The sequence below is a fragment of the Bifidobacterium subtile genome, from assembly GCF_000741775.1.
GTDB lineage: Bacteria > Actinomycetota > Actinomycetes > Actinomycetales > Bifidobacteriaceae > Bifidobacterium > Bifidobacterium subtile.
Map to the genome: position 1 here is coordinate 277,955 of NZ_JGZR01000006.1, position 22,507 is coordinate 300,461.

Below are 22,507 nucleotides of genomic sequence, written 5' to 3' on the forward strand. Positions count from 1 at the left end.
CGGCGGCTGGCTGTGTGTGCTGCCGTTATCCGTGATGAATGCTGACGGTGATTCGTGAATTGGGCAGAAATAAAGGAAAGTCGAGTCTACATTGAGCTACAAGATTCTGGGACTGTGCCGGGGCAATGGCAAAGGGTATGTGAAGATTGCAACTGAAGGGGTTTCGGCAGATAGACTTTATGCTTCTGCTACTACTGGGAATGGTACGTCGTTAGCGTGCGCAGTATATGAGATGACGCGCAATGGCGAGGATCCGGAGATTGCGGCTCGTGCTGGTGCCGTAGTGCAGGACCAAAGCATGAATGCGCGTGTATTCGCAGTCGCGGTGCCGCTGCTTGACGACACGAAACTTGCCGTTGACATGTTTGACGACCCGGCTGCTGAGCAGACGGTGTTCTCCTTCCCATTCAGTCCGTTGGCGTCCAAGATCAAGTCCCGTTTGTTGTATCGCAGGCACCACAATGAGGCGATGCAGCTGCGTGATATTGACCAACGTCGGTTTTCCGGCCAGCCCTATGTGTATGTGACGGGCATCTATTGCCTCACTGCTGACGCGGTGACATGTCGCTTCCACGCGACTGTGCCTTATGAGGCTGGCGCGCGGTACGAGGCCTTTGTAGTCGATGCGGCGGGCAACTCGGTGGGCGCGAATATGCAGATGCTTGAAGACTGCGTGGTTCCTGATCGTCACGATCGCCACTCGATGCTCAGGGAGCTGAGTTATTCGGTGCGGCTGCGCGGCTCGGATCGTACGTTATGCGTCAATGTGGTGCAGCACGGTGCTCCTGCGGCGCAAGGCTGTTTTGCCTGCTTATGGCCTAGCGATGTCGATGGCTTTACCAATGGCGCGACTGAAGAGCTGCGGCATGCTTCGCAAGATCCGCAGTACCCCGAATGGTTCGAGCGCCACCGCGCGACGCCAGCGGATGTGATTCGGCAGCGCCGCCGGTGCTCACAATGGGATAATCGGCCGCTTATCAGCATCGTTACGCCGGTGTTTCGCACTCCGGCTGCGTATCTGCGGGCCATGATCGCGTCGGTTTTGGCTCAGTCCTATGGGCGCTTCGAACTGATTCTGGTCAATGTCAGCGGTGTATATCCAGCCGTGGATGCTGTACTGGCCGAGTTCGATGACCCGCGCATCAGGGTCATAGTCGCAGAAAACCTGAGCATATCCGAGAACACGAATGTGGGCATCGAGGCGGCAGAGGGCGATTATCTCGCATTCGTCGATCATGATGACACCATAGAGCCGGATGCGCTGTACCGATATATGTCTGTGGTTCAGGAGGATCCACAGACGGATCTGATGTACTGCGACGAAGACCATCTGAAAACCGACCACTACGAATGGCCCACCTTCAAACCTGATTTCAATCCGGATCTGCTATACACCCACAATTACATTACGCATATGCTGATGGTGAGCCGGCATGCTCTGTCGCAGATTGAACTGTCAGGGCCGGAAGTCGCCGGCGCGCAGGACTATGATCTCACCCTGAAATGCTCCCAGGTGGCGCGATCGATTCACAATGTGCCCTACATGCTGTATCACTGGCGAGAGCACGCGAACTCCACCAGCGTGTCCATCGGCAGCAAACCCTATGCGGTTGAGGCCGGGTCGATTGCGTTGCACAAGCATTTTGAGCGGATGGGTCTTGACGTTGCAGTTCACGACCGCGCTGTGCCATGTACATATGCTGTGGATTACCAGTCGCAGCAGAAGCCTTTGATCAGTATCATCATTCCCACCAAAGATCATGCGGATATGCTGTCTGTGTGTTTGGAATCCATCGTAGACAAAACCGCATACGACAACTACGAGATCGTCTGCGTCGAAAACAACAGCACGGATGATGCCACTTTTGAGTATTATGAGGAGATCCAGCGTCGTTCGCAGCGCATTCGGGTCGTTACCTGGCCGGGGCAGGGCTTCAACTATTCCGCGATCTGCAACTTCGGCGCCAGCCAGTGCAAGGGCGACATCATGCTCTTTCTCAACAACGACACCGAGGTTATCAACGGCGACTGGCTTGGTTCCATGGTCAACTTCTTCGGACGCCCTGATGTGGGCGTGGTTGGCGCAAAGCTTTACAACTACGATGGCTTGGTCCAGCATGGCGGCGTGCTGGTCGTGCCCGGCGGCCTTGACTACATCAATCAGAATTTCTCGGAGAACGGCACTGGGTACATGAACCTGCTGCGCTTCCCCTCGGATATGGCGGCGGTGACCGGTGCCTGCCAGATGATCAGCCGGAAGGTATTCGACGAGGTCGGCGGGTTTGATGAGGATTTCGCCGTCTCACTCAATGATGTCGATATCTGTCTAAAGGCAAAGCAACACGGCTATGTGACGGTGTTCGACCCGGATGCCTCACTTTATCATCGCGAAAGCAGCAGTCATGGCCGCGATGACCTCGATGTGCGCAAACTGAAGCGGCTGGAAAACGAGAAGTTCAGGTTCTTCAGCGCATGGCCGAATCTTGAGCGCGGGCATTTCGTCAACATCAATCTCGACCAGTACAATGGCCATTTCAAGATCGCGTGATAACGATAGCGCGCGATGATGGCAGGGCAGCGCATGATTGTGCGCCTGCGGGTTTGGCTGATTGCTCGGGCGCCGGCATCGCCGAGGTCGGCGGCGGCGCTAGGAACAGTTGTCTTGGCTGAGCTGCCGAAGCATAATATGCTCGTGTTGTTTACCTTCCGCTGAGAAGGAACGTGCTGATGAAGCCGTCGTAGAGCAGCAACAAGGAAAGCCCTATGACGACAGCCGTCCCCAATGCGCTGAGCTGCGGGAGTGCTGCCGCCTGCCCAGAGCCGCTTGGTCGAAATTGCATCGTCGTGTCTTCCTGAGAATTTGCCGCAAGCAGCAGTTGCGAAAGCATCCATATGATGGACAGTGCGAACAGTCCTATGGCGCATTGGTAATAACGGGCCTGAGTGCCGCCAAGATAACCATGGGAATAGAAGCCGGTTGCGGCGGTTTTGAATTGGTACGCAGTCACGACGAGAATCGCGATGTACCCCATGACGAAGTATCTCTGGCGGCGACTCCGCCGGAAGAGGAACAGGCCCAATGGCGCCAAGAATATAAGCGTCACGGCAATGGCATCGAAGGTGAACGGCGTTGTGCCAGGGCGGGTTACCGGCACATGGCCCACAATCGAAGACCAGTTATTAAGAAACTGAGTAAAGAAATATTGCGCGTATGCGCTCGGCGCCATCGGTGTGCGGTCGGCGATAGGCGCGTACATGCCGCTGGTCACGTATTCGCTGAATGCCAAACGCTGGTAGCTGGGCTGAATGGTGTGGAAGCGGGAATACAGCGTCAGGAAATATGCAATGGGAATCAGGTAGATGGGAAGCGTGAGATAGAAGGACGTCTGTCGTACCATCTTGGGCTTGCGCTTGATGACGACGGTGTAGAACAGCACGAGCAGCGCGGCGGTGACGACTATCATACCGGCGGTGAGTTTCGTGAGCACGGTTGCGCTAATGCCTATGGCGATAAGAAGATACGTCACCCAGTCACATCGCGCCTCGGCAAATCGGATGATTCCCAGTGTGAAGATGCTGACGGTGAGGAGCGCCAAAGTGTCATTGGACAGTCCACTCATACCAAATACCATGTTCGCAGGCGAGATAACAATTAGCGCAAATAGCAGCTGCATGAGCGGCACTTGCTGCAGCCGTGTATAAGCGATATAGAACAGCAGCAGAAGACCAGCTACGCCGATGCCAAGCGAGATAATTCGCAGCCGAGTCAGATCGTAGCTGACATTATTGCCATTAACTCGTAGCGCACCGACCAAGCTCATGATTTTGTAGTAAAGCGGAGGATGCCCGAGATAATTGAACTGATTTGCTGAGTTCTCAGCAAGCGAGAGCATGCCGGGCTGCGTGTCATGGTAGATACGCATTGCGCTGAAGTCCGGCAGCCAGCCGCCATGCAGCTTCATGTAGGCGATGTATGACAGATGGGCGGGTTCATCGGGGAACCCGCCTAGTTGCTGCATGAAGTAGCGGGCTTGCAGCAGCGCGAACGCGAGGATTCCTCCGTAATCGGCGAGGATGATGGCGCGTCTGCCTTTGATGCCGCATCGGGTTCCTGCCAGATAGTTGACAATCAATGCGGCGACCAGTATGAGCACAAGGGCCGCCGCGAGCAGGCGGTAGTGGGATGGGGCCCCGAAGAAGCCCATAGATTGGCTAAAAAGACCGCAATGCACAACGCAGCAAACAGGAGCACTGCGAAATACGGTTTGGAAAGTCGTTTGAGCGCGGTCATGCGCACAAGAACCATGAGATAAATCAAGCTGAGGACGGTCCAAAGCACTGGCTTCACCGCTGATTTTCGCTGGCTTGTGGCTCTGATGCGCGTGAGCTGGTCGGCGGATAAGGAAAAAGTTGATGAGTCGGCATCCGTGCCGTTTTCGATGGTTTTGCCGGGTATGGAAAGCACTCCGTAATTGATGGCGTTGTGCGGAACGGCCACGTTGACCTCAAGGGATTTGATGGCAAGATCGTTTGCCAGAGCCGTTATGTTGAGGGACTTCGAATCCTGATTCAGAGGGTCGAGAAGTATGGTGGCCTGATTGCCTTCGATGGCTGCGGGCTGCGAGGATGATGCAGGGAAAGCGTCATTGCGGTCGAAAGCGAAGGTAACGTTACCCGGAGATTGGTCGAAAACCGCTGTATAGGTTATGTTCACAGCAGGCAGCGGTATAAGCGTCACCGCGCCGAAGAGCATAAGCCACAAGACGCTTAGGGCGAGAATTCGGTGATGCTGCAGCCATGCCGTACATTTCCTGATGGTTCGCGGGAATCGTGTTGCTGATTCTGGTCCTATGCTCATGATGCTTAACCATACCCAATACCGGGCACTACATTCGTATGCGAGTTCTTTCAGAGCATTGTACTGGCCTGTTGCGGTTTCCCGGATGGGTTGCAGACAATAACGGTACAAACAAGGTCGGAGGAAGGCAGGGGGGGCATGATTTCGATCGAGTTCGAAACGCGGCGCATATAGGCCCATTTCAGTAGAATAGCGGCTTATGACTGAACTTTTTGCGCCGCAGTGTGTTCTGGTGACTGGCGGGTGTGGGTTTATTGGCTCGAATTTCGTGCGTTGGGTGGTGGAGAACCAGCCTGATGTGCGTGTGGTGGTGTTGGATGCGCTCACGTATGCGGGGCGGTTGGACAATATCCGTGACGTGCTGGGCGATCGTGTCTCGTTCGTGCATGGGGACATCCGTGACGCGGAGTTGCTGGATCGTGTTGTGCCGGGGTGCGATGCGATCGTGCATTTCGCGGCGGAGTCGCATAATGACAATTCGATCGCGGACCCGGAGCCGTTCGTGTCCACGAACGTGATGGGCACGTTCCGCCTGTTGGAGGCGGCGAGGAAGTACGGGGTGCGTTTCCATCACATCAGCACGGACGAGGTGTACGGGGATCTGGCGCTGGATGATCCGGAGCGTTTCGTGGAGGAGCGGGCGTACCGGCCGTCCTCGCCGTATTCGTCCTCGAAGGCCTCGAGCGATCTGCTGGTGCGGGCGTGGCATCGCACGTACGGGGTACGGGCCACGATCAGCAATTGCAGCAACAACTACGGGCCGTACCAGCATGTGGAGAAGTTCATTCCCCGCCAGGTCACGAACATCCTGGACGGCGTGCGGCCCAAGCTCTATGGCGATGGCCGCAACGTGCGCGACTGGATCCATACCGGGGACCACAGTTCGGCGGTGTGGACGATTCTCACGCGGGGCCGGCTGGGCGAGACGTATCTGATTGGCGCTGACGGCGAGCGAGACAATATCACGGTCTTGCGCGACATCCTGCGCGTGATGGGCCGGCCGGAGGACGATTTCGACTGGGTGCGCGACCGGCCGGGCCATGACCGGCGGTACGCGATCGACTCGTCGAAGCTGCGCCGCGAGCTGGGCTGGAGACCGCAGCACACCGATTTCGAGTCGGGGCTCAGGAACGTGGTGGACTGGTATGCGGGGCATCGCGAGTGGTGGGAGCCGGTGAAGGCCGCCACTGAAGCACGATATCAGGCGCAAGGGCAGTAGACTGTCTTTGTGCCGCGGATTGCACAGCCCTGCGTAGCCGGCAATGAGGCGGATGCGCAGCGAATCATCGGATAATGTATAGGAGAGGGTGGTTGTGGTGGAGTTTGAGCGTGATCTCAAGGTCGAGCGTACGGGCATTCCGGGTTTGCTGCTGCTGGATCTGTCGGTGCATGGCGACAACCGCGGCTGGTTCAAGGAGAACTGGCAGCGGGCGAAGATGACGGCTCTGGGCGTGCCGGATCTGAGGGTCGTGCAGAACAATGTGAGCTATAACGCGACCCGGGGGGTGACGCGCGGTCTGCATGCCGAACCATGGGACAAGTTCATCTCGATTGCAGCTGGCGAGGTGTTCGGCGCGTGGGTGGATCTGCGCCCGGGCGATTCGTTCGGCCGTGTGGTGACGGCCCGGCTGGACCCGTCGAAGGCGATCTATGTGCCGCGCGGGGTGGCCAACGGCTTCCAGGCGCTGGCAGATGGGACGGCGTACACGTATCTGGTGGACGCGCATTGGAGTCTGGAGCAGAAGAAGTCGTACACCTTCGTGAACCTGGCCGACCCGGCGCTGGGCATTGGCTGGCCGATACCGCTGGAGCAGTGCGAGCTGTCCCAGGCGGACAAGAACCATCCGCTCCTCAAGGACGTGGTGCCCATGGTGCCGAAGAAGACGCTGGTGACGGGCGCCCACGGCCAGCTGGGCCGCGCTATCCAAAGCCTGGTGCAGGAGCGTGGCTTGACCGGCTTCGAGTTCACGGACCGGGAGGACTTCGACATCGCGGATCCAGCCGCCTACGAGGCGTACGACTGGGATATGTACGGCGCGATCGTCAATGCTGGCGCATACACGGCAGTGGACAAGGCCGAGACCCCCGAGGGGCGCGTGGATGCGTGGCGGGCGAACGCCCAAGGCCCGGCGCTGCTGGCGCGGGTGGCGGCCGAGCATGGCTTGACGCTGGCGCATGTCAGCTCGGATTACGTGTTCGACGGGACGCAGACGATTCATGACGAATGCGAGGCCCTCAGTCCCCTAAGCGTGTACGGCCAGTCGAAGGCGGCGGGCGACCTGGCGGTTGCCGGCTCGCCGAGGCACTACATCCTGCGCTCCAGCTGGGTAATCGGCGAGGGCGGGAATTTCGTGCGCACGATGGCGGGCCTGTCGGACCGGGTCGCGAATCCGGATGACAGGCTGGGGCAGGTCACTGTCGTGGACGACCAGATCGGCCGGCTCACATTCGCCGCGGATATGGCAAGGGCGATACTGCACTTGCTGGATTCAGGCGCGGCGTATGGCGTGTACGATCTGACCGGCGAGGGCGAGCCGACCAGCTGGCAGGAGATCGCCAGAACCGTGTTCGATCTGCGCAACGGCAACGGGAGCAAAGTGCAGCCGGTGAGCACGGGCGAGTACTACGCGAACGCGAAAGGCCCCATCGCCCCGCGTCCGGCGCACAGCACGCTGGCTTTGGACAAGATCGAAGCCTTCGGCTACACGCCAGCAGACTGGCGCGACAGTCTCAGCCAATACCTGAAAGACCTAGATGCGAACCAATGATTACTGGCCCATGTGTGTGAGACACGGGCGGAATAGCAGTATTCATCGCGCTATGGGTTCGTCGTAAGCCATGAACGCCAGCGTAATCCACACCGCAACGGAGCCGAACCATCATGCGATCCCGGGCGGCAAGACGCTTTCCCCGCATGCCAGACTCGCAGGGCAACTGCTGTTTGCCGCCGCAATCCTGATATATTCCGCCGGGCAACTTTGGCAGAACATCGTATGGCCGCCGTTTTTCAGTTTCGATGAAACGCTGGAGATCGACTACGTGTATCAGATCACGCAAGGGCATCTCCCGACCTTTTTTGGCGGTCCTCAGTTCAATCCTTTCCATGCCGATTATTCCGATGCGGTGCAGTGGCGATATCAGCATCCGCCGCTGTTCTATCTGCTTGAAGTACCGGTGTTTCTGATATTCGACACCATACATCACCCGATTCGCGGCATATGGGCCATACGGGTGCTGGTGTATCTGTTGGGAATCGCGCTTATCGTCGCCTCGCGGTGGGCGGCGCAGTGGATCGCTGGCCGCGAATCGGCGGCTTCGATGCTGATGCCGCTTATCGTGGCATCGAATCGCTGCCTGCCGTCTGTGGTGCTGAACTACACGCTTTCGACGCTATGGGTGACGCTGCTGATCGGCATGACCGCGCAGCTGCTGCGAACATTGCCGTACCGATATTCCACAAGGCAAATCGCATGGTGGATGCTCATCGTCGCGCTGGCGCCGCTCACTCGCCTTTCCACGGTTCCCATTATGGCGCTATGCCTTCTTGTGCTGCTGATAGGGATGATGGCTGGCGCGCGGCGAATCCGCGATGCGGTGGTCATGGTGCTGGCGCCGGGGACCTTGGCGGTGCTCTCCTCCGGATGGTTCTATGTCCGGCTGCACAGGCTGTCGGGGAATTTCACCGGTTCCCAGCCGCAGTGGGCCGAGGCGAATCTGCATCGGAATATCCACATCACCTTCGCGCAGGCCTTGGCAAATCCGGATTTCTACAAGCACGCCATGTCGCAATATCAGAATTCGTCGGTGACGGCCACGTCATGGGGCTGGGCTTTCGTATCGGCGCTGACGCTCGTGCCATTAGGCCTAGGAACATTCGGCATATGCCGATGGCTGGCCCACGCTTTCAAGACTCTTCAGGCATCGCAATCGTTGGAATTGTCGGAATCATCGGAACGTGCATCACACGCTCGCGCCGACATCGCCATGATCGCCTTGCTGCTGTGCGCCTTTGGCGGGACTTTCGTCCAGCAAGTGCTGTTCTACAAACAGGGCGGCAGCGACAACGCCGTGTACTTCAGCCTGATCTCGTTCGTGTTCGCGTCAATCATCGCCGTGGGATTTACGCAATGGGTCAGGCATGGCCGGCTATGGGCAGCAATGGCGGGCGTTTGGCTGCTTATTCGGCTGATTGCGTTCCTGTATGAAGCACATCGCATATGGCCCTTCCGCGCGAAGGGAATTCTGGAAGGAGCAGGGCCGGCGCTGCGCATCGGAGCGTGGACATCCGTCGCCGCATCCTGCGTCGGCACGGCTATAGCGCTTGCATGCCTTTCCCGCTTGGCCCGGTTGCTTTCAGCATCACCGGCAGACTCGTCGGCAGCGCGGGCCTGACGACGAGGGGCGGCCGGGCGAGATTAGCAGCGCGAATAGGAATGGAAGCAGCGATATCGCTGACCAGTGGAGCCGAAGGTGAACAGCGAAACTAGGGCTGCTTCTCGTCGGACCTTCCGCGCCTTTTCGCATGCGCTGAGAGCAGGGCTCCCGCGCCTGCGAAAAGCAGATCGGCAAGGGTCATGGCGATGCGGCTGACCAGCACGACGGCCAGCACGGCCCCGGTGCTCAGCACGCCCGCGAAGAACAATCCGAGCACGCTTTCGCGCACGCCCGTCCCCGCAGGCACGAAGACGACAAGGAATCCCACGACCCAGGCCAGGGCATAGGCGCCTACAGACAGCAGCAGTCCGGGCGCATCCGGCTTCATGCCGAAACCGATGCCGAGCACCCAGATCTGCATGCCGGCAAGAACCCAAGCCGCGGATGCCAGCAGCGTCGACAAGCCGAGACCACGGAAAGTCAACGGTTGCTCGAGGCCAGGGCGCTTAAGCAGCGCGAAGCCGAATGCGATGAGGCGATTGAGCACCGGCGGAGTGAGCATGACGAGCAATGCCGCCAGCACCAGCAAAATCGCCCAGCTGGGAATCTGTATGGCCTGCGCCGTGGTCATAAGCGTGACGGCGCCGATGCCCACACCGGAAAGCAGCGAAATCAGCACGGCGACCGTCATCGCCGTCACCGAACGCCGGGCCGGAATATCATGATCGCGTCCGATCTGCGCCGCAGCGACGATATTCCATACGCCTCCGGGAATGTACTTTCCTATCTGACTGATGCCGAAGAGCTGCGTCGAGACATTCCAATCGAGCGGCGTTCCCAGATCCGCAAGAATGACGCGCCAAGACCACATCGTGAAGAAGACATAGCAGACGGCGAGCAGCACGCTTGTCATGGCGGCCCATGCAGGCAGCACGCTGAGGGCGGCCATAAGCGATGACCAGTTCTTGATGACGGCCCAGGCAAGCCCTGCGAGCGCTATGGCGAGGAAAGCCCATCGCGTGACGGAGGATCCGATGACGGTGCGCAGTGTTTTCATGCCGTTCTCATTTGCGGTCGGGCAGCGTCTGCAGTGTTTTCAGCATCGCTGCTATCGTCGGCGGCGTCGGTGTTGCCGGCTTCTTCGATGCCGGCAATGTTGCCGTTAGGCAAGGCGGCGATCCACTCGTATAGCGGACGCGCCACCGTCACGTCGGTGAAGCGCCTCGCCGCCGCTGCGGCATGCAGCCGGGCATGCTCCAGGGCCTCCGGCTGCCTCAGCAGGCGTTCCAAGGCATCCGCAAGAGCATCCGCGTCGCCCGCTGCGACGTATACCACGCCGTCGCCAAGCATTCTGCGCTGGGGGGCGGTGTCGCTGGTGATCACCGCGCATCCGGCCGCCATCGATTGGTAGACCTTGTTGGGCACGACGCGCAGACCCTTGGGCGTCGTGGAGAAGATTCCTAGGGCGATATCATGCGTCGCCACCAGCGCGGGCAGCTGCTCGGGCTCGACCCATGACCGGTATTCGATATTGCCCAGCTGCCTGGTAAGGCGACGGACCTCCTGATACTCCTGCCCGTTGCCGACCATGGTCACATGCGGACGCAGTCCTCGGTCTGCGAGGCGCTGCAACGCCTGGGCGATGATGGGCGTGCCCTGCAGCGGCGTATACAGGCCGTAGAACACGATGTCGGGCAGGCTTTTCCTTGCCTCGGCTGCCTTGATAGCCTCGACAGCCTCGCGCTGTTGTGCTGCCTCATGCTGCGAAGCCTCGTACCACTGCTCGGGAGCGCCGACCGGAACGACCATGCTGGCGTCGGAAGGCTTGAGCATGCGCCCATGCTCTTCGGTATCGACCAGCACCAGGGTGGCGGCGTTGATCGCCCATCGGTCCAAGCGCTGCAGTAAGCGGACTTTCAAGCCGTGCGCGCCGCGATCCTGAGCAGTGTCGCCTGCGAATATGAGATGGTCGAGGATAATCGGCACGCCGGCGAAGAGATGATGGGCGAGCAGCACGTCGAAATGGCCCATATAGCCGACCAGCACGGCAGCAGGCCTGCCGTTCGCCCGCACCCATGCACGCGCATCCTTGCGCAATGACAGCCAGAGCCGCAGCAGATTCCACGCGAAACCGAACAGCTTCCAAGGCCGCTGAAGTATTTCGACGCGCTGCGCGGTTGAAAGCCGAAGCGGATGATTGACCTCTTCAACGATGCAGCCGTTCTTGCGCAAACCGTCGATAAGGATGCCGACGCGAGGGTGCTTGCGGGCATTGTAGGTGCCGAACGCCAAAACCGTTGGGCGGGCATCATGCTGCGGTACGTCGCTGTGCGCCGCGCCGGTGCTGGCGTTGGCGCGTGCCATGGTGCTGTCTGCCTCGGTATTGTGCGCCATGCGTGACTCATCGAATTGCTTCATGCGGCGGATATCGTCGAATCCGGCTGCGCAGCGGAAGCAGTGCGAGAGGTGCGGTCGGTGCGATCGGCGTTGCCAGCGCCGCCTTCCGGCGAATCCATGAACGCTCCCCATTCGTCCTGGCTCGCCCAGATGGCCTGATATGGCGCGGAGTACTGGATCTCCTTGGTGCGTTCGAGTTCGTCCTCCACAAGCCGGCGCTGGATGCGCTGCACCTCGGAGATGATCTGCAGCGCGATGCATACCGAAGCGATCATCAGCAGGGCGACGCCGAGCAGCATGGACTGCACATGCCCCGAGCCGTCGCCTTGGAAGGAGAACACCAAAAACGGATGATCGGAACCAGCCCCAGCACGCCGAAGATCAGCGCCGCCCATTTGAAGATGACGTTGGATTTGAACATCAGGAAGCTGCGGATGATCGCCCCGCCCGACTTGGCCATATGCTCGAAGATATTTGAGAAGAGCCGCGATTCGCGGGTTTTGGGGTTCGTGGTGATGGCGTACGAGGCGATGGCGATGCGCTTGTTGCCCGCCTGGATGATCGTCTCCATGCAGTAGCTGAACTCGGTGACGATGTTGAGCTGGATCAGCGAACGCTTCGAATAGGCGCGGAATCCGCTCGCCGCATCGGGGATATGCGTGCCGGCGGCCTTATTGACGACCCACGAGCCGAAATGCTGCATGGCCTTCTTGAAGCCGCTGAACTCGCTGATTTTCGCGGTCTGGCGGTCGCCGACCACGATATCGGCCTCATGGCGGACGATGGGCTGAACCAGCTCGCCGATCGCCTCGCTGGGATACTGGTTGTCGCCGTCCGTGTTCACCACGATATCCGCGCCGTGCTTGAGCGCATAGTCCACGCCATCGCGGAACGCGCGCGCCAGCCCCATCGGCTTGGCGTGGTGCACCACATGCTGCACGCCAAGGCTGCGGGCCACGGCAACAGTGTTATCCGTGCAGCCGTCGTCAATGATCATCAGCTGGATATCGTCGATGCCCGGTATGTCCGTAGGAATTGTGGCCAGAACGAGCGGAAGGGTCGCCTCTTCGTTCAGGCAGGGAATCTGGATGAAAAGCTTCATGGTTCCTTCGAGTCGTTACGTGATGCTGATGGCAATTGTAGGCAGTACGCGAGAATTTCGCTTCGGCCGAGAGCTCGGGGCTGCGCAGGCCTCGCGCCGGGAACCGCTGCGCCTCCTCTGCGCGGTGCCCACCGCAGGCTGCTATGGTAAGGAATCATGAATATTACCATCGTTGGTACCGGCTACGTCGGATTGTCGCTTGCCTGCCTGCTGTCGCAGCACAACACTGTTCGGGCGCTGGATATCGTGGAAGGCAAGGTGCGGCAGATCAACGAGGGCGTCTCGCCGATCAAGGACCGGGAGATCTCCGAATTCCTCGCCTCGGGCAGACTCGATCTGACCGCCACGATGGACGCGGAGTGGGCGTACGAGAAGGCCGAATTCGTTGTCATCGCCACGCCGACCAATTATGACGAGGAGCGCAACTACTTCGACACCTCGTCGATAGAATCGGTGCTCGACGAGCTGCAGCGACGCGGCTGCGGGGCGTGCATCGTCATCAAGTCCACGATTCCGGTGGGATACACGGAAAGAATCGCAGCGCGTTACAGCAATCTGCATATCATCTTCTCGCCGGAGTTCCTGCGCGAAGGCAAGGCGCTGTACGACAATCTCCACCCGTCGCGCATCGTGGTCGGAGTGCCGAGCAAAGGTTCGCCTGCGCTGCGCGAGCTGGGCGAACGCTTCATCGGGCTGCTGTCTCAAGGCGCCGAAGACGAGGATATCCCGCATATGCTCATCGGCGCGACCGAGGCGGAGGCCATCAAGCTGTTCGCCAACACATACCTGGCCCTGCGTGTGTCGTACTTCAACGAGCTGGACACCTACGCCGAATCGCGCGGCCTCGACGCGTCGCAGATCATCCAAGGAGTATGCCTGGACCCGCGCATCGGCGACTACTACAACAACCCGTCGTTTGGCTACGGCGGCTACTGCCTGCCCAAGGACTCCAAGCAGCTGCCCGCGAACTTCCAGGATGTGCCGCAGACGCTGATCCGCGCCGTAGTCGAATCCAACGCCACGCGCAAGGACTTCATTGCAGACGAGATCGCGCTGCATCATCCCAAGCTCGTCGGCATCTACCGGCTGGTCATGAAGAAGGGCTCCGACAACTTCCGGCAGAGCTCCATTCAGGGCATCATGCAGCGGCTGGACGAGAAGGGCATACCCTTTGTGATCTACGAGCCGAGCGTGCAGGGCGGCGAGTACGAGGGCTACCAGGTGACCGCCGACCTCGATCGCTTCAAGCAGTCCTGCGACCTGATCGTATGCAACCGCATGACCGACGAGCTCGCTGACGTCGCCGGCAAAACCTACACGCGCGATTTGTGGCATAAGGAATAGGAAATAGGGAGCAGAGGAAGCGGCTTCTGAGCGGATTCCATGCGCTCATCCGTAAGGGACTTGTGTGGCATTGCTCGCCGAGCCTCGCGGTGCCGTGCATCCAATACAATGGTGCAGAACGCCGCGGGCGGGCAGCCGGAAATCGGATCGTCGCCCAGGAAGCGGCACTGCTAGGATAGGACGCTTGTGAAGACCGTGATCGAAAATCTCCAGCATCGATACCACTACGCGATGGTGGTGCTCAAGGAGCTGGTGAAAACCGACTTCAAGCTGCGCTACCAGGGGTCGTTCCTCGGCGTGCTATGGTCGGTGCTCAAGCCGCTGATGCTCTTCGCCGTGATGTACGTGGTATTCGTGCGCTTCCTGCGATTCAGCGACGGCACGCCGACGTACGCGGTTTCGCTGCTGTGCGGCACCTGCCTGTGGAGCTTCTTCTCCGAGGCGACGGGCATGGGCATGCGCGCGATCGTGGATCGCGGAGACCTGCTGCGCAAGATCCACTTCCCGAACTACATCATCGTGGCCTCCACCACGATGGGGTCGATGATCTCGCTGCTCATTAATCTTGTGGTCATCATCTTCTTCGGCATCTTCGGCAAGGCGGAGTTCACCTGGTGGGTGCTGCTCGTGCCCTTCAGCATCATCCAGCTCTACCTGCTGGCGCTCGGCGTGGCCCTGCTGCTGGGGACGCTGTACGTCTATTTCCGCGATGTCTCGCATATCTGGGAAGTCGTGCTGCAGGGACTGTTCTATGCGACGCCGGTCATCTACCCGATTTCCATGATCACCAGCCAGCCGAACTTCGCTTGGGCGGCCAAGATTCTCATGCTCAATCCTTCGACGCAGGTGATCATGGACGTCCGCCGCAACCTGCTGGCGCCGGATTACGTCGATACCGTCTGGACGATGATCGGCAACCCGTGGCTCAGGCTGCTGCCGTACGTGCTGACACTGCTGATTCTGTGGCTTGGCGTGCACGTGTTCCGCAAGTACAGCGCGAAGTTCGCCGAGGTGCTCTAATGACAGAGGAGAATGTGATGGCGGAGAATGCGGCAGGGGAGAATGCGGTGAAGGAAGCCGTTGCGCAGGAGGCTGCGCAGAACGCGAAGCAGGTCATCGATGCCGATCGCCCGGTCGTGCTGGCCGTGGACCATGTGGCCAAATCCTTCCGTCTGCCCACCGAGCAGGCCACGGGCCTGAAGATGGCCTTCCTCAACTGGACGCGCGGCGTCAAGGGCTACACCGAGCAGGAAGTGCTCACGGATATCAGCTTCGAGGTGAAGCAGGGCGATTTCTTCGGCATCGTCGGGCGCAACGGCTCCGGCAAGTCGACGCTCCTGAAGATCATCTCCGGCATCTACGTGCCCGAGAAAGGCACCGTGAAAACCGTCGGCAAGCTCGTGCCCTTCATCGAGCTGGGCGTCGGATTCAACCCCGAGCTCACCGGGCGTGAAAACGTCTACCTGAACGGGGCGCTGCTGGGCTTCAGCCGCGATGAGATCGACGCGATGTACGACGACATCGTCGATTTCGCGGAGCTTGGCGAATTCATGGACCAGAAGCTCAAGAACTACTCCTCCGGCATGCAGGTGCGACTCGCGTTCTCCGTGGCCATCAAGGCGCAGGGCGATATTCTGGTGCTCGACGAGGTGCTCGCCGTCGGCGACGAGGCCTTCCAGCGCAAATGCGACAACTTCTTCACCGAAATCAAGCAGGACCCCACCAAGACGGTCATCCTCGTGACGCACAGCATGGAATCGGTCAAGAAATACTGCAACAAGGCCATTCTCATCAAAGACGGCGAGATCATCGTAAGCGGCAACAAGGATGACGTCGCCGACCGCTACACGATCGAGAATCTCAAGACGAAGGACGCGACGGAGCACAACGAGGAGGAGGACGAATACCCCACGGGCCTGAGCGCGCGCGTTCCCGTGCTCAATGTGCGCCCGGCAGGCTCGCCCGCAAGCCTCATCGACGGCGACTTCGCGTTTGACGCCGAATACGAATTCAACGAGGAGGGCACGCCGTTCTATATGGCGCTGGCCATGCACGACATGCAGCGCGGCGGCGTGTGCTTCGGCGACAGCTTCGACCTCTACGAGTACGGCCGCCACAAGGTCCATCTTGCCGTACCGATGAAGCTCTTCAACAACGGCAAATTCCGCATCACCGTGTCGTTGCACACCAGGGACAGGCACGACCCGCTCAAGGTGGAGATGGTCGCGTTCAGCAACGAGGAGAACTCCTGCGACTTCGTGGTGAGCGATCCCAAGGGCAAGGATAATTTCGCGCTGATCAACAAGTGGTCCATGGACTACCGCTGGATCGGGGGAGCCAAGGCCACTGCGGACAGGCTCATGGAAGAGGAGCTGGCGAAGCAGGCGGCTGCTGGTCTGGCGGCCGCTGGATCCGTTGGGACGGTGGCTGCTGGGCCTGCCGGGTCGGCAGCCGAAGACGGGCAGGGCGCTCAGAACGAATCCGTTTTGTAGCGCTAATGGTGGCCTGTCGCTACAAAACGGTCTGTAAGACTTGGGTATCGTCCGTTTTGTAGCGTTAGGACGTGGCTAACGCTACAAAACGGACATTAAGCGACGGTTATAGGCAGTTTTGTAGCGTTCCCCGCACGGTAGCGCTACAATCCGGACGCAATGTGCCTAGTCCGTTATGGTCTGCTCCTTGAACACCTTGCCCCAGGCGTCGACGCTGGCTATGTCGGCCTCCCGGTATTCGCGAGACAGCTGGTCCCAGTGCTTGAGCAGCGTGCGGGACATGCGCAGCCCTTCGCGCAGCTGCCTTCTGAAGAGCGCGCTGTCGCGTTTGCACCACGCTGCGGTGCTGCCGTCAGGCGATGTGACCAGCGCGGAATTCACGCCGACGAAGGAGCGCCAGATGGCCTGATCGGCGGGGACGGCCACGTCTGGCCGGACGTCTTTGACGCCGCTGCCGCGAGAGGTCAGCGCCTTGACGATGGCCTTCAGGCCGCTTTTCTTGATGGCCTTCGACGTGGTGGGCGTGCCGAGAATGGTGAATTCGCGGGCTGGCGCAGGCAGCTCGTCCACGTCGGCGATGAGCGTGGTGTCGTCGAAGCTTTGGCGCTCCTGACGGACCTCCGCCATCTTGCCGGGCATGGAATCGAGGATGTACTGCGGCCCGCGCAGGATATCGCGCAGGCCCATATGCTGCAGATGCAAGGCGGAATACACGAGCTTGAGACCGACGTTGATGTCGCTGTACAGCATTTCGTAGGCAAGACGCCTGCTGGGCTTGGGGCAGTGCAGCAGGCCGCAGATCCACCGGTTGCGCTGGAAGAAGTACCATTCCCATGTTCTGGACGGGTCCTTGTCATGCCAGGCCTGATGCCACACGGCTACTCCGGGCAGGCAGACCGTGCGGTAGCCGTGCTCGGCGGCGCGCAGCGCGTATTCGGTGTCGTCGAATTTGATGAAGAAGGGCATCGACAGGCCGATCTCCTTCATGATGGCCGTCGGGATGAGGCACATCCACCAGCCGTTGAAATCCGAGTCGATGCGCCGGTGGCGCTCGGGCGAATCGCGCAGCGGGAAGCGCGCGAAGTCATGATTGTAATCCAATCCCTGCGAAGGCTTCATCCATACGCTGGCGGCGTCGAAGCGTTCGCCCTGCGTGTAGAGCACGGTGCGATTGTCCAAGTGCAGCATGCCGCCGCCTACGATGGTGGGCTGCTTGGCGTAGTCGGCGAACTGCACCGCGCGTAGGATTGCCTCCGGCTCACTGATGGCGTCGTCGTCCAGCAGCAGCGTGTACGAGCTGGTGCCCGCCTTGAGCGTCTCGTACATGCCGCGCGAGAAGCCGGCCGAACCGCCCATGTTGGTCTGGCGCAGGTAAGTCAGCTGGCTGCCCAGCTCCTGCGCTGTCTGCTCGAAGCCGGGCAGATCCCTCACCAGATCAGTGCCTTGGTCGGTGCAGTAGATGGTGTCGAGGCGTGCCACCAGCGCCGGCTCGTGCGCGATGGTCTGTAGCTGGCGCAGGCAGTACTTGGCCCGGTTGAAGGTGGTGATGGCGATCGACAGGGTGGTGTTGGCGCTGCCTGTGCTCTTAGCGGTGCCGGTGTCGCTGCTGCCGCCAGAAGCTGCCATATTCTCGCGGCGCGGCACCGACCACTGCGCGTCTTCGAATTGCAGTGTCGAATCGTTGCTCGCTTTGGCATCGAACCAGAAGTATCCGCCGTCGATCAAGCCGCTCATGGGGAGCACGGTTTCGACCGTTTCGAAGCCGGCGGGATTGGCATCGTCGGAGAACCCAGCCTGTGCTGCGCTGCCAGGCGCGGCATCGTCGGGCGCTGCGTTGCCAGACAATGCGCCGGCAGCCGCCGCGTCATCCCGCGTGGTGTCGACCCGAATGGTGTCAAGCGCCGAGAACAGGCCTCGGCCCGATGATTTGTACAGCGCGATCTCGCCCTTGCCGTGCACCTTCGCGCTGAACCGCACACTGCTGATATTCGTCCAACGCTTCCAATAGCTGGCCGGAAACGCGTTGAAGAATGTGCACAGCGAAACATGCCTGCCGGAGAGCACCGTCATCGCATGGCGCGAGTCGACGGTGAACACGTCGCTGGCGGCGGTGTCTGCATGCCGCTCGATGCTTTCGTTGAGCAGATGCCGGACGGCTTTGCCGTTCATGCTGCCGAACTGCATGCTTTCCATATCAAGGCGAGGGTTGAACACATCGTCGGTGAGGTGCGGTCTCGTCCATTCGATGGCATATAGGGGCAGCACCAGGTCCTGGTCGCTCAATGGGAATACGACGCGGTTGACGGCCTCCCAAGCCTGGGTCTCCGTCTCGGTGCCCGGCTGATACGTGGTATGCATGGTCTTCATTATATGGAACCGCGCGTAAGTTCATTCGGTCTTGACGCTCTTCTTGCGTCGAGACCCCGAGTTTGTCCGATGGTTGATACGGTAGAATTGCCCGCGACAGGGCGAGGCGTTCGATGCGCGGAAGGCGGCACGGGTGGTGATGGCACAGCAGGCGGGCGGGACTGGAACACGGTTTTGCGAGACGCAGCCGAGTAAGACGCAGCACGGCAGCCAGCTGGAGGCCGCGGCAGGTTTCTCGGTGCTCATGGCCGTATACGCCGGCGACCGGCTGGATTATCTGCGACGTGCGGTGCTGTCCAGCACGGTCGAGCAGACCTGCGTTCCGACGCAGCTGGTCATTGTGCGCGACGGACCGGTTCCCGAGGCAGTGCAGTCGTTTCTGGACAGGCTGGCAATATGGCTGGACGAGCGATTCGCGCAGGCTGAGCGGTACGAGGCTGTGCCAGAAATCACGGTGCTTGAGCTGGCGAAGAATTCCGGCCTGGCGCATGCGTTGAATCAGGGCTTGCTGCGGTGCCGATACGAATTGGTCGCCCGCGCGGACAGCGATGATGTCTCGCTGCCGGAGCGCTTCGCCACGATTATTCCGCTGCTTGATTCGCACGCCGGCCGATACGACGTCGTCGGCAGCGCGATCCGCGAATTCAGCGGCGACGAGCGCGGGCGGCAGCTTGGCCAAACGCGCATATTGCCTGCTGGAGGTAAGCCACTGCTCGACTTCGCCCGCGCGCGTTCCCCGCTGCATCATCCGAGCGTGGCTTTCCGGAAATCCGCGATACAGCGTGTCGGCGGCTATCCCGAGCACAATGGTCGCTTCGAGGATTACCTGCTGTGGGAGCGGCTGATTCTGGCCGGGGCGCGGCTGCATAACGTCGCTGAGCCGCTTGTGCTGTACCGCGTCGACGCGGGTGCCTACCAGCGGCGCGGCGGGTGGACGATGTTCCGCGACGAGCTGGCGTTGCAGCGCCGATTCCGGGCGGATGGATTCATCAGCACCATTCAATTTGTACGTAACGTCGCTATTCGTGCGCTGTACCGGCTCATGCCGACTGGACTGCGTAAGCTGGGATATCGGGCGCTGACCGCCGTGCGCAACCTAGGACACGCTGGATCCCACGACGTCGAACCAACAGTGCCGAAGAACACAGGGCGAGACGGAAACGAGGCGTAACGCATATGGAACTGTCCACATGGCCGCAGGCCGTGCCCCTGATCGTGGCCGCCATACTCGCGATCTATGTGCCCGGCATGCTGATCGTCGCCGCAACCGGTCGCCGCGGCATTGTGGAACTCGTCGGGCTGGCACCGCTGGTTTCCCTCGCCATCGCCGGCGTGGGCGGTGTGATCGCGTATCCGTTCGGCCTGCGGTGGGAGTGGTGGAGTTATCTAATATCCTGCGTGATGGTGCTGATAATCGTGCTTTCCGTGGCAGGTCGCCGGGAGGCGGCGCGGCTGATGCGGAGAGGATTCCAACAGCCTGAGACTGTGCGTGGAGCAGGGCATGAACGTTCCGAGGAGTCCGAAGGCCCTGAAAATCCTGAAAATCTCGCAGATCCCGTGCGGCGCAATGACGCGGCCGCGGTGCCTCGAGAGGATCTCGCGCCCATGGGCTCGAGGCGCTTGGCTGCACAACAGTCGGTTATGCAGTATTCCGTTCCGCAATCCTCGGATTCGAACCGTTCGGTTCCCAGGCGCTCGATTCCGCAGAACGCCGAGCAATGGCGTCGCGAGATCCTGCGCTCGTGCCGCTTCTGGCTCCCTGCGTTCGCAGGCGTTGCGCTGGCCGCGCTCACGGTGGCACTGCGGCTGCGGCGCGCTGTGCCTTCCCCCGAGCAGGTCACGCAGAATTACGATTCGGTGTTTCACGACAACGTCGTCGCCCGCATTATGCTGACTGGTCAGGCCTCATCGTTGCACGCTCTGCCGCCGATTCGCGAAGTCTACCCGATAGCCTTCCAGCAGTTCGCCGCCTTGAGCGGCGCAGCTGTCCCCGGAGCCGTGGCAGCCACCGCCGTCACCACCACTTGGCTGGTGTTCGCGGCGCTGATCTGGCCGATTTCGATGCTCTACCTCGTTCGTGCCATCTGCGGCCGCCGCATGCTCTCCGATTTCCTGGCTCCGGCTTTATCGGCCGTCTGCGCAGGGTTTCCGTTCCTTCTTTTGGATTGGGGCACGCTGTATTCGATGTTCGCCGCTCAGGCAATCGCGCCGGTGCTGCTGGCGGTGCTGTGGCGATGGTGCAGGCATGATTGGAAGGCCGGCAAGTGGCAGGCGCTGAGCGGATTGGGTTGGATCGCAGTAGGCGTGATCGCGGTGTCATTCTGCCATTTCCGCGTGGTGATGACGGTGGCGCTGCTGGCGCTGCCGCTGGTGCTGGTCTGGCTGGTGCAAGCCGCCGGAGCGTTGCGCCGCGTCAACGTCAAAGCCTTCCGAATCTCTTCTGCCGTTGGTGTGCTGGCGGTAATCGCAGTGCTTGGAGCAGGCTTCGCTATTTTCTCGAATATGTATTTGCGCAGCAATACGCGGCCCATATCTGGCCATCTCAACGGCGGGCCGGCCCTGCCGACCGAAGATATTTCCTCGGCGATCAGACGTTTTGCGTTAGGGACCCCCATCGACTCGGCGAATGTGCGCATGCCTGTGTTCTGGCCGATCGCAGCGCTGCTGATCGCCGCGGTTGCGGTCGCTCTGCTGGCGCATACGCAGGAAAGCCTGATCATGGCGACGTCGTTCCTGCTGCTGGGCTTCGTGTTCGTCAGTTGCGCGGGAACCCACGCCGACTGGGCGAAGGTGGTGACCGCGCTATGGTATAAGGACCAGCGCCGGCTGTTTGCGGCTTGGCCGGTCGCCGCGATACCGCTGATATGCTGGGCGCTGCTCTGGCTGCTGGATCTGGCTGTGGTCGCGCTGGGCAGGCGCTCTCTAGGTAACGGCATTCTGAATAGGAGCACTCAGTTCGGAGGCGCTCAGTCAAACGTCACTGGGCGCGGGCAGGCATCAATCGTGCTTCGCTCCTGCGCAGTGCTGGCAGCCGTTATCGTGGGGCTGCTGTCCTGCGTCGCCAACCCGCAGGCCGATGGCATGCAGCGATCGGTGAGCCGTACCTACGCCTTCGCTGCAAACGGCTCGGATTCCCCGATGCTTTCGCGCGACGAGTATCTGCTGCTTAAGAGGCTGGGCTCGTATGTGGGAGAGAACGAGCAGGTCATCGCCGACCCATGGAACGGCAGCGGCTTCATGCTCGCCATAGGCCGGCGCACGCCGTATTACGCGCATCTGAGCATGCAATGGGATTATGACCATGATTACCTCGCCCGCCACTTGGGCGAGATCAGATCCGATCCCCAGGTCTGTTCGATCATACAGGGCAACAATCTGCATTGGTATTTGGATATGGGCGGCTCGTACGTGCCTGGCGACCCGCAGCATGAGATGTTCACCGGCATGCATCCAGTTCCCGACGTCATGCAGCCCGTCGACAGCCAAGGCCGCGCTACCCTGTATTGGATCACCGGATGCGGCATGGGCAGTCGGCCGTAGCCGATTGTGCAAAGGTTCGGCTAGTAGGTTTGT

The 22,507-nt window shown here is 60.5% G+C and carries 16 protein-coding genes; 9 read left to right on the plus strand and 7 right to left on the minus strand.

Going from position 1 to position 22,507, the window contains the following annotated elements; all coding sequences use genetic code 11:
• The first annotated feature begins 232 nt into the window (after positions 1-232).
• Positions 233-2,548 carry a glycosyltransferase family 2 protein gene (locus BISU_RS05655; RefSeq protein WP_024463057.1) on the plus strand — a complete coding sequence of 772 codons (2,316 nt, stop codon included), beginning with the start codon at positions 233-235 and terminating at the stop codon, positions 2,546-2,548.
• A gap of 151 nt (positions 2,549-2,699) precedes the next feature.
• Here BISU_RS05655 and BISU_RS05660 read toward each other — a convergent pair whose 3' ends face one another.
• Complete coding sequence (locus BISU_RS05660; protein WP_034532969.1) at positions 2,700-4,205, minus strand: hypothetical protein; 1,506 nt, start codon at positions 4,203-4,205, stop codon at positions 2,700-2,702.
• Positions 4,130-4,753, minus strand: coding sequence for a hypothetical protein (locus tag BISU_RS05665; RefSeq protein ID WP_034532970.1), 624 nt, complete (start codon positions 4,751-4,753; stop codon positions 4,130-4,132). The genes BISU_RS05660 and BISU_RS05665 overlap by 76 nt, the downstream gene beginning before the upstream one ends.
• Before the next feature lie 304 nt (positions 4,754-5,057).
• On the opposite strand from BISU_RS05665, the gene rfbB reads away from it, so the two are divergent.
• The 3 genes from rfbB (at position 5,058) to BISU_RS05680 (ending at position 9,250) form a co-directional block, all read left to right on the plus strand.
• Positions 5,058-6,077, plus strand: a complete 1,020-nt coding sequence (gene rfbB, locus BISU_RS05670) for a dTDP-glucose 4,6-dehydratase (RefSeq protein ID WP_024463059.1) — start codon at positions 5,058-5,060, stop codon at positions 6,075-6,077.
• Positions 6,078-6,174: 97 nt separating this feature from the next.
• Positions 6,175-7,626, plus strand: a complete 1,452-nt coding sequence (locus tag BISU_RS05675) for a sugar nucleotide-binding protein (RefSeq protein ID WP_024463060.1) — start codon at positions 6,175-6,177, stop codon at positions 7,624-7,626.
• A 70-nt stretch (positions 7,627-7,696) separates the two neighbouring features.
• Complete coding sequence (locus BISU_RS05680) at positions 7,697-9,250, plus strand: hypothetical protein (RefSeq protein WP_024463061.1); 1,554 nt, start codon at positions 7,697-7,699, stop codon at positions 9,248-9,250.
• A gap of 91 nt (positions 9,251-9,341) precedes the next feature.
• Here BISU_RS05680 and BISU_RS05685 read toward each other — a convergent pair whose 3' ends face one another.
• From BISU_RS05685 to BISU_RS05695, 4 genes are read right to left on the minus strand one after another with little or no spacing between them, the layout of a single operon-like run.
• Positions 9,342-10,289, minus strand: coding sequence for a lysylphosphatidylglycerol synthase domain-containing protein (locus tag BISU_RS05685; protein WP_024463062.1), 948 nt, complete (start codon positions 10,287-10,289; stop codon positions 9,342-9,344).
• The gene (locus BISU_RS05690; RefSeq protein WP_161787731.1) at positions 10,286-11,626 is read right to left on the minus strand and encodes a glycosyltransferase; all 1,341 of its coding nucleotides are present in this window, start codon (positions 11,624-11,626) and stop codon (positions 10,286-10,288) included. The genes BISU_RS05685 and BISU_RS05690 overlap by 4 nt, the downstream gene beginning before the upstream one ends.
• A gap of 20 nt (positions 11,627-11,646) precedes the next feature.
• Positions 11,647-11,937, minus strand: coding sequence for a hypothetical protein (locus tag BISU_RS12940; protein ID WP_202805561.1), 291 nt, complete (start codon positions 11,935-11,937; stop codon positions 11,647-11,649).
• Positions 11,904-12,731: a glycosyltransferase family 2 protein gene (locus tag BISU_RS05695; protein ID WP_202805562.1), complete on the minus strand. Its 828-nt coding sequence runs from the start codon at positions 12,729-12,731 to the stop codon at positions 11,904-11,906. The genes BISU_RS12940 and BISU_RS05695 overlap by 34 nt, the downstream gene beginning before the upstream one ends.
• A 156-nt stretch (positions 12,732-12,887) precedes the next feature.
• Here BISU_RS05695 and BISU_RS05700 point away from each other — a divergent pair, with 156 nt between their 5' ends.
• The 3 genes from BISU_RS05700 to BISU_RS05710 all read left to right on the plus strand — a co-directional run bounded on the left by BISU_RS05700 (position 12,888) and on the right by BISU_RS05710 (position 16,567).
• Positions 12,888-14,075, plus strand: coding sequence for a nucleotide sugar dehydrogenase (locus tag BISU_RS05700; protein ID WP_024463064.1), 1,188 nt, complete (start codon positions 12,888-12,890; stop codon positions 14,073-14,075).
• A 231-nt stretch (positions 14,076-14,306) separates the two neighbouring features.
• A complete protein-coding gene (locus tag BISU_RS05705; RefSeq protein ID WP_193039364.1) occupies positions 14,307-15,095 on the plus strand; it encodes an ABC transporter permease in 789 nt (262 codons plus the stop codon).
• A gap of 17 nt (positions 15,096-15,112) precedes the next feature.
• The gene (locus tag BISU_RS05710) at positions 15,113-16,567 is read left to right on the plus strand and encodes an ABC transporter ATP-binding protein (RefSeq protein WP_024463066.1); all 1,455 of its coding nucleotides are present in this window, start codon (positions 15,113-15,115) and stop codon (positions 16,565-16,567) included.
• A gap of 165 nt (positions 16,568-16,732) precedes the next feature.
• Here the strand turns inward: BISU_RS05710 and BISU_RS05715 are convergent, their stop codons facing one another.
• Entirely contained in the window at positions 16,733-18,925 is a 2,193-nt protein-coding gene (locus BISU_RS05715; RefSeq protein WP_034532457.1) for a glycosyltransferase, read from the minus strand.
• Between the two features lie 253 nt (positions 18,926-19,178).
• On the opposite strand from BISU_RS05715, the gene BISU_RS05720 reads away from it, so the two are divergent.
• Both BISU_RS05720 and BISU_RS05725 read left to right on the plus strand, forming a co-directional pair.
• Positions 19,179-20,105 (plus strand): glycosyltransferase, encoded by a 927-nt coding sequence (locus BISU_RS05720; protein WP_081672654.1) that lies wholly within the window; start codon positions 19,179-19,181, stop codon positions 20,103-20,105.
• A gap of 5 nt (positions 20,106-20,110) precedes the next feature.
• On the plus strand, positions 20,111-22,474 hold the full coding sequence (locus tag BISU_RS05725) for a DUF6541 family protein (RefSeq protein ID WP_024463069.1): 2,364 nt from the start codon (positions 20,111-20,113) through the stop codon (positions 22,472-22,474).
• The last annotated feature ends 33 nt before the right edge of the window (positions 22,475-22,507 follow it).

Excerpts from the sequence above, each read along its gene's own strand:
- BISU_RS05715 (WP_034532457.1), bottom strand. The coding sequence starts at position 18,925 with ATGCATACCACGTATCAGCCGGGCACCGAGACGGAGACCCAGGCTTGG.
- BISU_RS05710 (WP_024463066.1), top strand. The coding sequence starts at position 15,113 with ATGGCGGAGAATGCGGCAGGGGAGAATGCGGTGAAGGAAGCCGTTGCG.
- BISU_RS05705 (WP_193039364.1), top strand. The coding sequence starts at position 14,307 with ATGGTGGTGCTCAAGGAGCTGGTGAAAACCGACTTCAAGCTGCGCTAC.
- BISU_RS05695 (WP_202805562.1), bottom strand. The coding sequence starts at position 12,731 with ATGAAGCTTTTCATCCAGATTCCCTGCCTGAACGAAGAGGCGACCCTT.
- BISU_RS05700 (WP_024463064.1), top strand. The coding sequence starts at position 12,888 with ATGAATATTACCATCGTTGGTACCGGCTACGTCGGATTGTCGCTTGCC.
- BISU_RS05720 (WP_081672654.1), top strand. The coding sequence starts at position 19,179 with ATGGCCGTATACGCCGGCGACCGGCTGGATTATCTGCGACGTGCGGTG.
- BISU_RS05665 (WP_034532970.1), bottom strand. The coding sequence starts at position 4,753 with ATGCTCTTCGGCGCGGTGACGCTTATACCGCTGCCTGCTGTGAACATA.
- BISU_RS05685 (WP_024463062.1), bottom strand. The coding sequence starts at position 10,289 with ATGAAAACACTGCGCACCGTCATCGGATCCTCCGTCACGCGATGGGCT.
- rfbB (WP_024463059.1), top strand. The coding sequence starts at position 5,058 with ATGACTGAACTTTTTGCGCCGCAGTGTGTTCTGGTGACTGGCGGGTGT.
- BISU_RS05660 (WP_034532969.1), bottom strand. The coding sequence starts at position 4,205 with ATGGGCTTCTTCGGGGCCCCATCCCACTACCGCCTGCTCGCGGCGGCC.
- BISU_RS05655 (WP_024463057.1), top strand. The coding sequence starts at position 233 with ATGACGCGCAATGGCGAGGATCCGGAGATTGCGGCTCGTGCTGGTGCC.
- BISU_RS05690 (WP_161787731.1), bottom strand. The coding sequence starts at position 11,626 with ATGGCGCACAATACCGAGGCAGACAGCACCATGGCACGCGCCAACGCC.
- BISU_RS05725 (WP_024463069.1), top strand. The coding sequence starts at position 20,111 with ATGGAACTGTCCACATGGCCGCAGGCCGTGCCCCTGATCGTGGCCGCC.
- BISU_RS05680 (WP_024463061.1), top strand. The coding sequence starts at position 7,697 with ATGAACGCCAGCGTAATCCACACCGCAACGGAGCCGAACCATCATGCG.